At 37.2% G+C, this 12687-nt stretch carries 18 protein-coding genes, 2 pseudogenes and 1 riboswitch; of the genes and pseudogenes, 3 read left to right on the top strand and 17 right to left on the bottom strand.

Annotation, left to right across the window (positions count from 1 at the left end):
- Positions 1–15: 15 nt before the first annotated feature.
- The 3 genes from NSTCB13_RS03265 to NSTCB13_RS03255 all read right to left on the bottom strand — a co-directional run bounded on the left by NSTCB13_RS03265 (position 16) and on the right by NSTCB13_RS03255 (position 1482).
- A complete protein-coding gene (locus NSTCB13_RS03265; RefSeq protein ID WP_445628336.1) occupies positions 16–387 on the bottom strand; it encodes a PDGLE domain-containing protein in 372 nt (123 codons plus the stop codon).
- 87 nt (positions 388–474) lie between these two features.
- Complete coding sequence (gene cbiM / locus NSTCB13_RS03260; RefSeq protein WP_445628335.1) at positions 475–1227, bottom strand: cobalt transporter CbiM; 753 nt, start codon at positions 1225–1227, stop codon at positions 475–477.
- A gap of 48 nt (positions 1228–1275) precedes the next feature.
- The gene (locus tag NSTCB13_RS03255; protein ID WP_448271326.1) at positions 1276–1482 is read right to left on the bottom strand and encodes a hypothetical protein; all 207 of its coding nucleotides are present in this window, start codon (positions 1480–1482) and stop codon (positions 1276–1278) included.
- A 70-nt stretch (positions 1483–1552) separates the two neighbouring features.
- Here NSTCB13_RS03255 and NSTCB13_RS03250 point away from each other — a divergent pair.
- Positions 1553–1765, top strand: a pseudogene (locus tag NSTCB13_RS03250) (chlorophyll a/b-binding protein).
- A gap of 59 nt (positions 1766–1824) precedes the next feature.
- Positions 1825–2064 (top strand): hypothetical protein, encoded by a 240-nt coding sequence (locus NSTCB13_RS03245; RefSeq protein ID WP_445628333.1) that lies wholly within the window; start codon positions 1825–1827, stop codon positions 2062–2064.
- A gap of 178 nt (positions 2065–2242) precedes the next feature.
- On the opposite strand, the gene NSTCB13_RS03240 is transcribed toward NSTCB13_RS03245, so the two are convergent.
- The 4 genes from NSTCB13_RS03240 to NSTCB13_RS03225 are packed head-to-tail and all read right to left on the bottom strand — an operon-like array spanning position 2243 to position 4922.
- Entirely contained in the window at positions 2243–3073 is an 831-nt protein-coding gene (locus tag NSTCB13_RS03240; RefSeq protein ID WP_448271325.1) for an energy-coupling factor ABC transporter ATP-binding protein, read from the bottom strand.
- Positions 3048–3860, bottom strand: coding sequence for a cobalt ECF transporter T component CbiQ (gene cbiQ / locus NSTCB13_RS03235; RefSeq protein WP_445628331.1), 813 nt, complete (start codon positions 3858–3860; stop codon positions 3048–3050). The genes NSTCB13_RS03240 and cbiQ overlap by 26 nt, the downstream gene beginning before the upstream one ends.
- On the bottom strand, positions 3857–4159 hold the full coding sequence (locus NSTCB13_RS03230) for an energy-coupling factor ABC transporter substrate-binding protein (protein ID WP_448271324.1): 303 nt from the start codon (positions 4157–4159) through the stop codon (positions 3857–3859). The genes cbiQ and NSTCB13_RS03230 overlap by 4 nt, the downstream gene beginning before the upstream one ends.
- Positions 4146–4922 carry an energy-coupling factor ABC transporter permease gene (locus tag NSTCB13_RS03225; protein ID WP_445628329.1) on the bottom strand — a complete coding sequence of 259 codons (777 nt, stop codon included), beginning with the start codon at positions 4920–4922 and terminating at the stop codon, positions 4146–4148. Before NSTCB13_RS03225 ends, NSTCB13_RS03230 begins: the two co-directional genes overlap by 14 nt.
- Positions 4923–4948: 26 nt before the next feature.
- A riboswitch (cobalamin riboswitch) is annotated at positions 4949–5088 on the bottom strand.
- Between the two features lie 140 nt (positions 5089–5228).
- On the opposite strand from NSTCB13_RS03225, the pseudogene NSTCB13_RS03220 reads away from it, so the two are divergent.
- Positions 5229–5444: pseudogene (locus NSTCB13_RS03220) on the top strand (transposase domain-containing protein); the annotation flags it as partial.
- Between the two features lie 531 nt (positions 5445–5975).
- On the opposite strand, the gene NSTCB13_RS03215 reads toward NSTCB13_RS03220, so the two are convergent.
- The 10 genes from NSTCB13_RS03215 to NSTCB13_RS03170 all read right to left on the bottom strand — a co-directional run bounded on the left by NSTCB13_RS03215 (position 5976) and on the right by NSTCB13_RS03170 (position 12686).
- Positions 5976–7343 (bottom strand): IS4 family transposase, encoded by a 1368-nt coding sequence (locus NSTCB13_RS03215; protein ID WP_448271323.1) that lies wholly within the window; start codon positions 7341–7343, stop codon positions 5976–5978.
- A gap of 65 nt (positions 7344–7408) precedes the next feature.
- The gene (locus NSTCB13_RS03210) at positions 7409–7576 is read right to left on the bottom strand and encodes a hypothetical protein (protein ID WP_292705164.1); all 168 of its coding nucleotides are present in this window, start codon (positions 7574–7576) and stop codon (positions 7409–7411) included.
- A 136-nt stretch (positions 7577–7712) separates the two neighbouring features.
- Positions 7713–7835 carry a hypothetical protein gene (locus tag NSTCB13_RS03205; protein ID WP_448271322.1) on the bottom strand — a complete coding sequence of 41 codons (123 nt, stop codon included), beginning with the start codon at positions 7833–7835 and terminating at the stop codon, positions 7713–7715.
- 177 nt (positions 7836–8012) lie between these two features.
- A complete protein-coding gene (locus NSTCB13_RS03200; protein ID WP_448271321.1) occupies positions 8013–8435 on the bottom strand; it encodes a hypothetical protein in 423 nt (140 codons plus the stop codon).
- Between the two features lie 66 nt (positions 8436–8501).
- Positions 8502–8921, bottom strand: a complete 420-nt coding sequence (locus tag NSTCB13_RS03195; protein ID WP_448271320.1) for a hypothetical protein — start codon at positions 8919–8921, stop codon at positions 8502–8504.
- Complete coding sequence (locus NSTCB13_RS03190; RefSeq protein WP_448271319.1) at positions 8922–9293, bottom strand: hypothetical protein; 372 nt, start codon at positions 9291–9293, stop codon at positions 8922–8924.
- 4 nt (positions 9294–9297) lie between these two features.
- Positions 9298–9993, bottom strand: coding sequence for a hypothetical protein (locus tag NSTCB13_RS03185; RefSeq protein ID WP_448271318.1), 696 nt, complete (start codon positions 9991–9993; stop codon positions 9298–9300).
- Between the two features lie 84 nt (positions 9994–10077).
- Positions 10078–10776, bottom strand: a complete 699-nt coding sequence (locus NSTCB13_RS03180) for a hypothetical protein (protein ID WP_448271317.1) — start codon at positions 10774–10776, stop codon at positions 10078–10080.
- A 24-nt stretch (positions 10777–10800) separates the two neighbouring features.
- Positions 10801–11349 (bottom strand): hypothetical protein, encoded by a 549-nt coding sequence (locus NSTCB13_RS03175; protein WP_448271316.1) that lies wholly within the window; start codon positions 11347–11349, stop codon positions 10801–10803.
- Complete coding sequence (locus NSTCB13_RS03170; protein WP_448271315.1) at positions 11349–12686, bottom strand: hypothetical protein; 1338 nt, start codon at positions 12684–12686, stop codon at positions 11349–11351. Before NSTCB13_RS03170 ends, NSTCB13_RS03175 begins: the two co-directional genes overlap by 1 nt.
- Between the last annotated feature and the right edge of the window lies 1 nt (position 12687).

Here is a 12687-nt window from a genome sequence, read left to right as displayed (position 1 = left end):
AGTTCCTATTTGTATTTAATCTGCTGCATCTGAGTCGGAATAGCCATCATGTGTGGAAGGTGAAGTTGAACCACGCACGACTAGTTTGCCAATACCCCAAGCCAAGCCAAAAGTTACTAGTGTTCCAACTAAACCAGCTAAGGGAGTGGCGATCGCCTCTGGTACACCTCTGAGAGCATACTCATCAAATATGCCGTAAAAGGGTAACTTACGAGCTGGCGTATCTTCATGTGCCTTGCTATCAAACTTCAGGTCTTGTGAAACTCTATCTAACCCATCTGGGTTTTTGCTAGCTAGCGGCGAAAGGAAAATTGCAATCAGCAGGGCAATACCTAAGCCAGCGATGACAAAAGCACGGTTACGCGATCGCGAGATGTTGCTACTCATAAGCATTCACTCCTGATTCATTCGATTTAACTATCGATAACGGGTCTAAATCCCTTTACAAAAAATAATTACGAATTACGAATTACTTTAATACCGAGACAGAGGACGAGAGGTTGATACTTTCGTCTTGCGGGGCGGGTCGTAAAGTAATTCAGGTCGAGTCCGCCAAATGAAACTGAGTGCTACTACAGTAATCACTGCCTCGCCAATACCAATTAGAACGTGCCAAGAAGCCATTGCTGTGAAAGCTACCGCTAGAGGAACTGTCCCAGAAATTGCAAGTTCCAAGGCACATATAATTGAGGCTACGACTACGCTTGTCCAGGCGGCGATCGCCGCGCCAATAACTAATCCAGATAAGCGATCGCGTCCAATAGCAAATCTCACTGTGCGATAGAGATAGTAACCGCCAAACGTACCAATTAATCCCATGTTAAAGATGTTGGCTCCTAACACGGTCAGTCCACCATCTTGAAACAGAACACCCTGCACAATGAACACTGCAACCATCACTAGCGAACCTGCCCAGGGCCCTAGTAAAGCTCCTGCCAGCGTTCCACCCAAAAGGTGTCCAGACGTACCTCCAGGAATCGGGAAATTAATCATTTGGGCTGCAAAAATAAAAGCTGCACAAACTCCCATTAAAGGTACGGCTCGTTCTTGGTATTCTGCCTGTGCTTGCCTTATAGCTAGTGCAATCAAACCGATAGCAATTATCCAGGTGACAAGGATAACAGGTAGATTCAAAAAGCCATCGGGAATGTGCATCGCTAAATGCGGCTGTATTATCCAGTACAGCCAGCCGAAGGACGAAATACCCGCGAACGCTACTATGTTCATAATTTAAGAAGTGTTCTTTGCAGCCAGATTATTTAAGGGTCTAGTTTTTTAGTAGACCATGTATTTTGTATAAACTTCAATCCGGTAGGGGGGCATAAAATTTGTAGTGCGATCGCCTACGGCGGACGCTTGCGCCATCAAAGTAATGGCAGCAACACGAAAAAATGATGCTTGCACACAAGCAATAATTGCTTTCTTTTCACAGATACGGTATCTACGATCTGATTTAGTACGGTTTACCGCACTTATTTGCATTGTCAAGTATTTGCAAAAAATATTCACATATAGTTATATTTAGTTACATAAACCAGCAAAGGAAAAAAACATGACTAGCAAAGGCTTCACCATCAACGAACTCGGTTAACTCAACAACTTTGCAGTTGAACCAAAAGTTTATGTAGACCAAACTCCAAGAGTTGGCTTTACCGAGTATGCTGAAAAACTCAATGGTCGTCTGGCAATGATTGGCTTCGTCTCACTTATCGCTGTGGAAGTAATCACCGGACACGGCCTGATTGGATGGCTGACAAGCTTGTAAATAATTTCGACTATTCAAAAATTACATTCAATCAACCCATAGAAAATTAAAGGAGAGTTATGAGAACTGATTTTGATTTCCCTAAACAAGATTTGATTGGCCCCGTTGTTTTCCGACCTGATTTCACCAACTTTGAGAAAATCAATCTTAACCAAGCTTGGTCATTGTTTTTCACCGCAGGTCAAGATGACAAAGCACTTGGACAAGAAATTGAATTAGGCAAGTTTTTTACTAACCTTTTAATTGCTGTAGGAGTAACAGGAATCCTTTGGGGAACTTTCTTCAGCAATTTGGGATAAGCAATTGTATAAGCGTGTTCAATCGAATAAATTCGCTTGAAGTCTTGGTAAACAAAACCAAGACTTCTTTTAAATATATAGTGATGTCTGAGTTTGAGGCTTGTTTCTGCTTCAAAAAGATTTAAGTCCTGATAGAAGCATTGTCTTTCATTATTGAAATTTTCTAACTGTAAAATTATTAAAAATTGCGAAATAATTCTACTATTCGTTGTTGCACTCGTTCTCTAACTACTCCTGACTCAGCAGATAACCCATTAAATAACATCTCATATATCAATGGTATGCCCAACTCTAACTCTTCTAAAAGTGTACGCTGGCTAAATATATCTTGGGGTTTGCCTTCTAAAATCAGTCGCCCTTTATCCATAACAAAAATCCAATCCGCCCACCGATAGACTAAATCTAAATCATGAGTTGCCATTATTAAAGTAGTGCCATCTTGATGAATTTTTTTCAGAGTTGCTATCAAATTACGAGTATGTTTGACATCTAAATAGGCAGTAGGCTCATCCAGCACTAATAGTTCTGGTTGTAGTACCATCACATCTGCAATAGAAACTCGCTTTTTTTGTCCCAAACTCAGATGATGTACTGGTCTTTGGGCTAAAATAGTTAGTCCAAATTCAACTAATGTTTGCTCTACTCGCTGTTGAATTTCCGATACTGGTAAACCCAAATTACACAAACCGTAAGATATATCTTCTTCAACAGTAGAAGCTACTAATTGTTGTTCTGGATCTTGAAATACTAACCCGACATTTTGCCTTAATTTAGCCAGATAATTCCGATTATAACTTAACGGTTCACCACGCCACCGAACAATTCCAGAATCAGGTTTATATAGACCATTAGCTAGTAAAAATAATGTTGTTTTACCACAACCATTCTGACCAATTAACGCACATCTTTTACCTAATGGAATGTTCAATGTTACACCATTCAAAGCTGATTGTTGTGCGCCAGGATAAGTATAATATACCTGCTCAAATTGAAGTAAATATTCCTGCATTCCGCCAAAAGTCCAATCCTATTAATACTACACAGCCGAAAATCGCTTCGATAATATACCGTAATTGAGGACGATAGCGACTCTGATGCCAAACTCGAAATTCACCAACAAAACCTCGTGCTTCCAGTCCCAGAGAGAACTGACTATATCGTTCTAAGGTTCGCTGTAATAGTTGTCCGATTAGTAGTGCTAAACTTTTCATTCCACTACGCCAAGTTCGGTAGCCACCACGGGAATTTTGTGCTGTCCATAATTCATTGGCTGTGTTCAGCAGGATGAAAATAAACCGATACATTAGCAATAATAAATCGGTTAACAGCACTGGGAATCGTAAGTAACGCAGAGTTTGTAATATCTCTATGAAAGGGACGGTCAACATGAGAAAATATAAGCAAGAAACAGAGGCTAATGCTCTGGTTAAAAGTCCCAATGCTTGGATACTGCCACTATGGCTGATATAAATATAGAAGTGTCCGAGAGTCAATCCATACCACGAATCTAATTTGACGCTTTGTAAATCAGGAATGGCAACTCCATTTACCATCAGGGCTGGTAAACTCGTCAAACAAAAAACTATGGTGAACGTTAACAACCGAAAATAAACTCCAGCCGGAATTCTTGCATAAATTACTGTCCAAATACTCATCCAAACTATGATTAAAATTTGTACTAGCGGATGGCTGGCAAGGGAAATAGCAAGAGTAGTAAATGCAAAAATTAGTTTATGTTCTGGTGGCAATCTCCGGAGTCTATTGGTATAAGCTAAAGTGTCTATTTGCAGGCTCATTCTTCACGTTTTTGTTGTTGGGAACGTCCTTTATACAACCCAATTGCATAACCGACTACTCCAGCACCTAAAGCTGCTTGTGAAGCAAATAATAAACTTTCTATTTCCCCACTAGCTGGTTCAAAAAATGATTTAAACCAGGGTTTATATCCAGGTTGGATTTCAGTAATTGCTTTTTCGGCTTTGTCATCGGAACCTGTAAATTCGCCACCACGGACAAATATTAACGGTACAACTGCTAAAGCTAATACAGCTACTACCAACAGCCAGTTACTCAACCCTTTTTTAGACTGATTCATTTCTTTGGGGTTCCCGTTTGATTAATTTCAGCAATTCCAACTCTTGAGGATTATAAGATTGCAGCCAGTTCCACACCAATACAGTTAGCAACCCTTCACTAATTGCTAAAGGGACTTGAGTTATGGCAAAAATCCCGGCGAACTTGGTAAATGAAGCGAGAAACCCACCAATAGGTGCAGGAAAAGCTAAGGCGAGTTGGATAGAAGTGATAACGTAAGTGAGTAAATCTGCGATCGCAGCCGCTAGAAATATGGCAATTTTTTGTTTACCACCCAACTTGATTGTCAGATTATATATCCAGTAAGCGGCAAATGGCCCGGCGATCGCCATCGAAAAAGCATTTGCACCTAGCGTAGTCAAGCCGCCATGCGCTAGTAACAAAGCTTGAAACAACAATACTAAACTACCCAAAACCGTCATAGTGAGGGGGCCAAACAGCACCGCACCTAACCCCGTCCCTGTAGGATGAGAACAGCTACCCGTGACGGAAGGGATTTTTAATGCTGACAGCACGAAAGTGAAAGCACCGGCCAGGCCTAGTAGCAGTTTTAGCTGTGGGTTAGCTTGGGTAATGCGAGTCAGACTACGCAATCCTAATAAAAAAAATGGTAATGCCACAATCCACCAAAAAATCGCCCACTGCACTGGTAAAAAACCTTCCATAATGTGCATGGCGTAGGCGGGCTTGGGTAAACCAACTACTAGATAAAAACTAATAACTCCCATCAGGCTTAGACTGACTAACGCCTGTTTTCTTTTCATAACCTGTACCTCGCAGATTTATGTAAACGAATTGATTCTAACCGGCGGGCATCCTGACTCACCTATTTTAGGTTCACAGTTGCGGGACAGTGCTGGATTTTCACCAGACTTTCCCCCTTGCGTCCGATGGCTGCTCCCCATCAGAACCGATTGGAGTAACTATATCACTATTACCAATTTTGAACAGCGATTTTTTCTTAATACAGCTGCCGCAATACGGTTCAGTTAAGGCTCAAACAGTTGTAAATTAGGTATTGTTTCCAAAAATGGAAATCAAGTACGGTGTATCTGAAAGTATTCTCATTAATGTATTACAAGATACAAAATACTGAGATATTCAAAGCAATAGAGATGGCTATTCCAGCAACTTCATCGAAGAAGCGATGCCTTCGGCAAGCCGCTAAGAGCGTCTACGCTAAAACTAAGGTCGAAGAGGAACGTCATCGCTCGTTACCAGCACAACTGGTAGTTTGCCTGATAATAGCAATAAGCCTGTGGTCGAGAGATTCAATGCGGGATGTACCTATTTTCAGGAGTGTCAGCTAAATGTAAAGATAAATATTTCTGAATAGTATTAATAATCAAACTATAGTAAATCTTAATCTTATATCATGTCTGGCTAATCACTTATGATTACCGGATCTGTGCAAAAATACCAAAAGTTTCTTTCCCCCTGCTCCCAGCAAGAACTGCCCTCTAAATGATAAGTCTTCAACCGGATATGATATTAAACGACCTTTCAGGGCTTCAATTCCAACTTTCATGACTATCACGCTGTTGAATGAGCATAGTCATTTGATAGTCAAAAGAGGCTTATAGAGCAATTCAGCTCCTTAGTACTACAAATGCCTAGAAGCTGAAACGCTTATATTATTTTACTTTTAAAATGGCTCAGGTCGGAGTTGAACCAACGACCCCAGGCTTATGAGTCCCTATGGAAAGCCAACTATATAAGGAGCTTCAGCTCCAGATATCTTATTTCATAGTCAGGTAATAGACACCCCCCATAGTTAATAATCGAATGGCACTAAGAAAAGCGGAAACGCTTATCAATTAAGCAGTTTGCAATTGTTTGCGTAATTCATGCCGGGGTTTGGTCATTAAGGGGTAGGCTTTGGGGCGACGTTTACGGACTCGTGGTTGATTTCTAGCTGGGCGGTCAGGAACAGCCTTGTGAGCAATAACTTTGAGTAAAGTGCGATAAATTTGGTGCCGTTTTTGAGAAGTTGCTGCTATAAGAGAGGGAATAAAGTTAATTAAATGGTGGCGAGTACCTTGCAGTGATAGGCGATTTGGAGAGGTAGTATAAGTAGTTCCAGCCGACCACATTAAGCTACGAAGTAGATTGTAAGCCAGCAAATAAACGTAAATTTCTTTGCGGATCATCGAAGGTGTTTTACATCGCAGAATATCCATACCCAAGGTAGTTTTGAGATGTCTTAAATTTAGTTCAACATCCCAGCGTTGTCCGTAAAGCCCAACAATTGCCAGAGTAGAATAAGAAGATCCATCTAAAAGAGTGGTAATTAAGCTAACTTGTTGAGTCCGAAAACCAGGAATAACAATATAATAGTAAATCTCTCGCACAGTTATGGAAGGAGGTAAAGCATTAAATTCATCTTTATCCAATCCTTTTGGGCAAGTTTTCGGCTTATACCAAGTAACTAATTTGTCGCAATCTCCAACAATTTTACCTTTTCGCATAGTTGTTGTGCGAGATTGATGTTTACGAAACACGGCATCACAATTAAACTTTTTGATACTAAACATATCGGCGTAAGCACAAAAAGCTCTATCCCCTACAAGCACATCATTAGGTTTGAGAAAACTGTACAGAATTCTTGCTAATTTAATATCATGAGTGTTCAGAACATCTATGCACAAGGCAACGGCAGCTCCCGTTAATAAACTGAATATCACACCAATTTTGGCAATTGGGAATCCACATTCCGGCTTTTGACTACTGGGTTGTGGGTATTCTTTTTGGTTTTCTACAGTGTCAGGCATAGAGACCGTCGAGCCGTCTATCACCAAAATATTTCGACCACACCATAGATGTTCTTGGGTTACTTTCTCTTCCAGTTTTTGTGCTGAATAATTGAAAACTTTTTCTAACAATTTTTCTGGTAATCTTGCCCGTGCTTGGCAGTAAGCACTCGTATCTGTTGAGGGAACTTCTACTTCTGACTCAGCCAAATGTGCAATTATTTTACTCACAGCATTATTACAAGTTTTGTCTGTATCTAATACTTGAGATAAAAATGCCCATAAAGTTACGAATGGGTCAAACAACCGTTTTTTGTATTTAATTTTTAGCTCCGAGATTGCAAGTCTTATCACAGACTCTGGCAATAGTTCTTTAAACGGTAGTCCCAAACTTTGGCTAAATTTATCCTTGAGGATTTGTACTCGTAGTGTCACAGTAGTATTTATGATGTTTGCTTGCTCGTCTCAAGGAAAGTATTTCATGAACGAGTAAGCTTTTCCTACCTAAAATTTTTTTGGACAACCCGTACATTTTTGCACTGTCTGGAGTCAACCATAGCGTAGTTTACCGCCGCAGGCATCCCAACAAGGCGGGCGGTTACGCCGGGAGCAAACTTCATTAGCGATCGCAACACTTCATCAAGAACAATCGCCTGCCCCGTCGCCACACTGCTTAATAGCTTTGAAATCTGTAGCGCCTATCCTGTATAGCTTAGAGCTTTTCTTAGTGCCATTCAGCTAAGAACTGTTGTCTTAATGTTTCTGATTTTAATATACCTTCTAAATCTGATGGGATAGTACTCATTAGTCATCATCCCCCAACTCATATTCAACTTCTACATCAGCAGGTTTGAGAGCTAATAGGTCATCTAACTTAGCATCAGGGTTAGCAGATAAATAACCTCTGACCATATCTTGAATTAACATCTTAGGATCAACACTTATCTGTTCATATAAAGATTGAAGAATAGCTTCATTCTCATTTCTGTCACGTAGGTCTTTTCTAGTTGTTAAAGTAGAATTAATCTGAGCCTGATGAACTTGAATAACTTTAGATATATCAGTAATAGCTTTACTTAAACCATTAATATTATTAGTTAAAACTTATAGTTCCCGTGGTTCTCTTTTTTCAGAACCAGATAATAATTGAACAGCAGCGTCATATCTTTCTATTATATTTGTTTGATGCTCAATTAACCTGCCAAGCATAGCATCACTAAGCATTAAGCTATTATCTAATAAAGTTTCTTTATTATAATCAGTAGCTAATAGTTCTTTTTTCTCTTTGTTTGATAGTGATTTAATAGCTCTCATATCTTGATATTTAATTAATTTAGAATTTAAACCATGAGTAATCTTAGCTTTAGCTGCTTTACCTCCATGAGATGCACAACATTTGTAACCTAGCATTATTTTATTTTTACATTGTGTACCATCTTTTTTAATAACAGAACATCTAACTGGTTCCTCTCTTTTACCTGATAGATATCTATGTTTATAAACAGCACTTTCTTTATATAATGACAAAAAATATCCTCCAATTACTTATATAATTTAAGGATATCATATAGAAAATATAGATAAATAGGATAATTACACCTTTGGTTTATTAGCTATAATTATTTTAATCTCTTTAACATCTAACTCAATTGATTCTAATTTGTTAACTATTTTAGTATGTGCTTCGGTAGCATCACTTTCTATTACTATTAAGTTTTTTTTAATATCTTCTGAATTAGAATTAATAGCTTTAATAAAACTTTCTTGTGTAGATAAATAAGATTTTAAATCAGGAACTACATGCCTAGCTATAAATTCAGTTAATTTTTTACCTAGAAAGAATATCCCTACCCCTACAATTGATAGCGTAACTAGTACTGTCAAAGCATTAGTTGTTACTGAATTTATACCTATTTCATATATATCTTGTTGGATATCTTTTTTATTAATCTTTTGAGTTTCAATTATTTTATTTAACTTTTCTACCTCTGGACGTACAGTAGTTAAGAACATTTAGTAAACCTCAGCAGCATATACTAAGTCAACTAAAGCTTGTTTAGCAGGATCATCTTGAGGCCAATTATCAGTAATATATTGGTCTTGTTCTGCTGCGTATACATAAGAAGAGGGGTTTAAATCAGGATATAAATCATAATAAACATTTATATCTTCAAGTTCTAAAGCATCACAATCAGCTTGATCTCTAACTAAACGTAAGTAATTAAAATAATAATTTAATGCTGTCATTATCCACATATCCCCAGGTAAACTAGGAATAGTATCTGTATAAGGATATTGTGTTTCAATATCAATAAGTATTTCTTCGTTAGAGAATTCGTCAACAGCATAAAGTTGACCATTTCTTTCTATATAATTCCAACTCATATATTTAAAATACTTGAAAAAATAATGTGGGAGCACCAGCAGTAAAAGAAGTTAATGTATCTACTACTGCATCAGTAGGAAAAGAGGAACCTGCAACCCATGTTAAAGGATTTCTATATCCATAAGTAAAAGTAGAAATAGTTTGAGTATCACTACCTATAAAATAGTTATAAGCAGGATAAGCTGTTTCTCCAGTAAAAGCTAAGGAAGCACTACTAGATATTGCTAACCAATACCAACCTGGATACATGTAAAGGGGACTAGCCCATGTACTAGGTTTTAATCCTGTAGTACCACCTGATAAATCACTGGGACTAGTTGCAATACCATCTACTAAAGTTTTAGGTAAAAAAGTAGTATTATCATTAGTATATATTCCTATTCTAAAAAGACTACTAGTTACTGCTGTAGTAACGTTTACAGAAGCATTAGACATTCTAAAATATCTAGGAATTCTGAAAGGAAAATAAGTAACAGTATTAACTATACTTGCTGCACTTACAGCAGAAAAACCATCTGTTAATGGTGTATTAATATAATACTTACCAGATAAATAACCTGGGTGTTCTACCTCTTCAGTAATTATTTGGTTACTATTTACTTTAATAATATTAGATCCACTTCTATTTAAACTAGGTCCACCTTTACCTATTTTAAATGAATCAATTGTTGTACCTTTTAAATCAAAATAAGAAGCCATATATTTTATTATCTTTATTTATAAAAAAGTCATTAGGATAACTTTAAATTACCCTAATGTTAATGTCACATAATAGTTAAATTATTAAGCAGGATTACTGTAATAAACTAGGACTCTTGCAGCCCCAGCAGTAGCACTACTAGCAGCATAAGTAATGATTAAAGATTCCGAAGAACCATTAGCAGCTAAACTAGGAGCAGTAACATAAGAGTCACCAGCAGCACCATACAAATCAACAGAATTACTTCCCAAATACTTAGAAGTAGTACCTGAAATTCCTACTGTCATTGTAGCACTCCCAGTAGCCCAAGGAGTATCAATAACTACTTCGACTCTACTAACAACAGCATTAGCTGGCAGAGTAAACATTGAAACACTAGAAGCACTATTAAATGCTAAAGAAGTTGTATCAACTAATTGACCATTTGAACTACCACCACCTGAGGGAGTTGTCCAGCTAGCATTACCACTACCATCAGTTGTAAGTACTTGAGAAGGTGATCCCGCACTAGTAGGTAAAGTCAAAGTGTAGTTAGCCGTCATACCTGACGAAGGTCTAGCTAGTGTAATTTTCCAATCTGCACCACTACCAGCCGCATCTGAATTAATTACTAAGCCAATATCATTAGTTGATTCAAATTGAGAAGCAGTTACTTTAGTAAAAGCAGAATCAGCAGAGTTTTTAACTTGTAAATCACCAGTAGCATTCTTAAGTCTTACACCTGCTTTTTCAATTTGAAGTGAGGAAATAGAAGTTCCTTTTAAATCTAAAATCTGAGCCATATTATTTATTAATTAATTTTATTATTATTTACTTTCAATTATAATGTAACCACTACCTTGAGTAGCTCCAGCACCAGGAGTTATTAATAAATTAATAGGAGTAGCTGAAGTATATTTGTAAGTAGGATTAATAGAATATTCTCCTACTTCACTAAGGTAAATCTGGGTATTGTTAGCCAACCTGTCTGTTACTATTGAATCTCCTATTGAAATAGAAGCTCCTGTCCCATTAAAGGGAACTAGTATTACTACAGTTACAGTTAAAATTATTTCATTAATTCCTGTAGTGTAAATTAATCTTGAAGTTACATCTGCATAAGTAAAGTATATATCTTTTTCAGTTGTATCAACTATGTCATTAGAACCTAAAGCTATCACATCCCAATCAACACTTTCTGAGGAAGGTGTTTGAGTTGTAGTTTTATTTGCTCTAAAAGAAGAACCTAAATAACTAACAGCTTGATTTTTTCTATATGTCTTAGTATTTAACCAATCTCCTGCCCAAATTACTGATAAACCATTTACATAAATGGAATCATTAGTAACTTTATCTGGGGTAATTTCTATTGCCATTAGAGGCTGACCTCCATAATTATTATATTTGATACAGTGTTATTACTTTGAAACCTGATACTGCCTCCAGTTACGTTTGCTCTTACAGCAAAATTCATAGTAGTTGCAGTAATAGAACCTTGAGCTTGAAAACTAATAGGAGGTATATAACCAGTAGTAAATCTTCCAGCAAAACAATTAGCAGTATAAGTAGCAGAAGCACTAGTAGTATTATAAAGTTGGGTACCAATAATATAATTTGTATCAGCAGTACCTGAAGTTTTCTCTATACCTTGTATTTCTACAAAGAAGTAAAGGATATTAGAAGTAACTGTAGGTGTAATAGATGCAGTTAAACCAATACTTGTATAGGCTCCCGCAGCTACTGTAGTTATAGTATTACTTGAAGCATAAACAACTTGAACTACTTTACCCCCACTAGCCCCAGCAAATGTAGTAGGTTCCCATTTAGTACTTGTGCTGTTATAAGTTAATATCTGTCCATTAGTGGGAGTGGTTGATATTACATCTACACCCTGTAATTTATTAGCATTCCATTGAGCAGTGCTATTACCAACTTGAGCAGCAGTGACAGAGTGAGGGTTACTTGTATTACTAGTGTGAGAAGTTAAAGCAGTGGTATCAGCTTTTAAAGCTACACTTGCAGTAGTGGCACCTCCAAGAGCAGTAAGGGCAGCAGAAGCTGAAGTAGACCCAGTTCCACCTTTTGCGATCGCAAGTGTACCTGACAGGTTTCCTAGAGTTAAATTAGCTTCATTTACATCTATATCTACTTCAGAGTTACTGGGGTCATTTGTAATGCTTATTTTATTAGAAGCAGCATTAATGTTTTTAAATTCTAAATTAACTCCAGTTTTCTGTTTAAATAAACCTACACCACCTAAACCAACATTTGAAGCAGTATTAGTTTCCCCAGTACCACCACCTCCAAGAGAAACAGTTTGATTAACCCACTTACCACTGCTAACATCATCAAAATATAATAATTGACCCTGAACAGGTGATGTTATTTGTACATCTGATAATTGACTTAAAGAACTTGGTTTAAGATTTAATAAATTATCAGTTTCAATTTTAGTATAAGTATTACTTTGATTAGCTTTATTTTCTAATAGTGTATCAACTTCTTCTATTGTGTAATAATTATCTAAATCAATATCAGAAGCATCTGCACCTTGAGCAAGTAAATCCCAATCTAAAGCATCAATAGATGGTTCTTCTGTAGTAGTTTTATTGGCTCTATAGGATGAACCAAGATAAAATACTGCTTGATTTTTATAGTAAGTTTTAGTGGAACTATAATCCCCACCCCATATTACAGATATTCCATTGTTCATA

Source organism: Nostoc sp. DSM 114160 (genome assembly GCF_053470305.1).
This window is presented reverse-complemented; position numbering and strand designations above follow the sequence as displayed.

Excerpts from the sequence above, each read along its gene's own strand:
- cbiQ (WP_445628331.1), bottom strand. The coding sequence starts at position 3,860 with ATGAGCCTGCAAATAGACACTTTAGCTTATACCAATAGACTCCGGAGA.
- NSTCB13_RS03240 (WP_448271325.1), bottom strand. The coding sequence starts at position 3,073 with ATGCAGGAATATTTACTTCAATTTGAGCAGGTATATTATACTTATCCT.
- NSTCB13_RS03185 (WP_448271318.1), bottom strand. The coding sequence starts at position 9,993 with ATGGCTTCTTATTTTGATTTAAAAGGTACAACAATTGATTCATTTAAA.
- NSTCB13_RS03205 (WP_448271322.1), bottom strand. The coding sequence starts at position 7,835 with ATGTTAATTCAAGATATGGTCAGAGGTTATTTATCTGCTAACCCTGAT.
- NSTCB13_RS03230 (WP_448271324.1), bottom strand. The coding sequence starts at position 4,159 with ATGAATCAGTCTAAAAAAGGGTTGAGTAACTGGCTGTTGGTAGTAGCT.
- NSTCB13_RS03170 (WP_448271315.1), bottom strand. The coding sequence starts at position 12,686 with ATGAACAATGGAATATCTGTAATATGGGGTGGGGATTATAGTTCCACT.
- NSTCB13_RS03175 (WP_448271316.1), bottom strand. The coding sequence starts at position 11,349 with ATGGCAATAGAAATTACCCCAGATAAAGTTACTAATGATTCCATTTAT.
- NSTCB13_RS03225 (WP_445628329.1), bottom strand. The coding sequence starts at position 4,922 with ATGAAAAGAAAACAGGCGTTAGTCAGTCTAAGCCTGATGGGAGTTATT.
- cbiM (WP_445628335.1), bottom strand. The coding sequence starts at position 1,227 with ATGAACATAGTAGCGTTCGCGGGTATTTCGTCCTTCGGCTGGCTGTAC.
- NSTCB13_RS03255 (WP_448271326.1), bottom strand. The coding sequence starts at position 1,482 with ATGCAAATAAGTGCGGTAAACCGTACTAAATCAGATCGTAGATACCGT.
- NSTCB13_RS03195 (WP_448271320.1), bottom strand. The coding sequence starts at position 8,921 with ATGTTCTTAACTACTGTACGTCCAGAGGTAGAAAAGTTAAATAAAATA.
- NSTCB13_RS03180 (WP_448271317.1), bottom strand. The coding sequence starts at position 10,776 with ATGGCTCAGATTTTAGATTTAAAAGGAACTTCTATTTCCTCACTTCAA.
- NSTCB13_RS03190 (WP_448271319.1), bottom strand. The coding sequence starts at position 9,293 with ATGAGTTGGAATTATATAGAAAGAAATGGTCAACTTTATGCTGTTGAC.
- NSTCB13_RS03265 (WP_445628336.1), bottom strand. The coding sequence starts at position 387 with ATGAGTAGCAACATCTCGCGATCGCGTAACCGTGCTTTTGTCATCGCT.
- NSTCB13_RS03245 (WP_445628333.1), top strand. The coding sequence starts at position 1,825 with ATGAGAACTGATTTTGATTTCCCTAAACAAGATTTGATTGGCCCCGTT.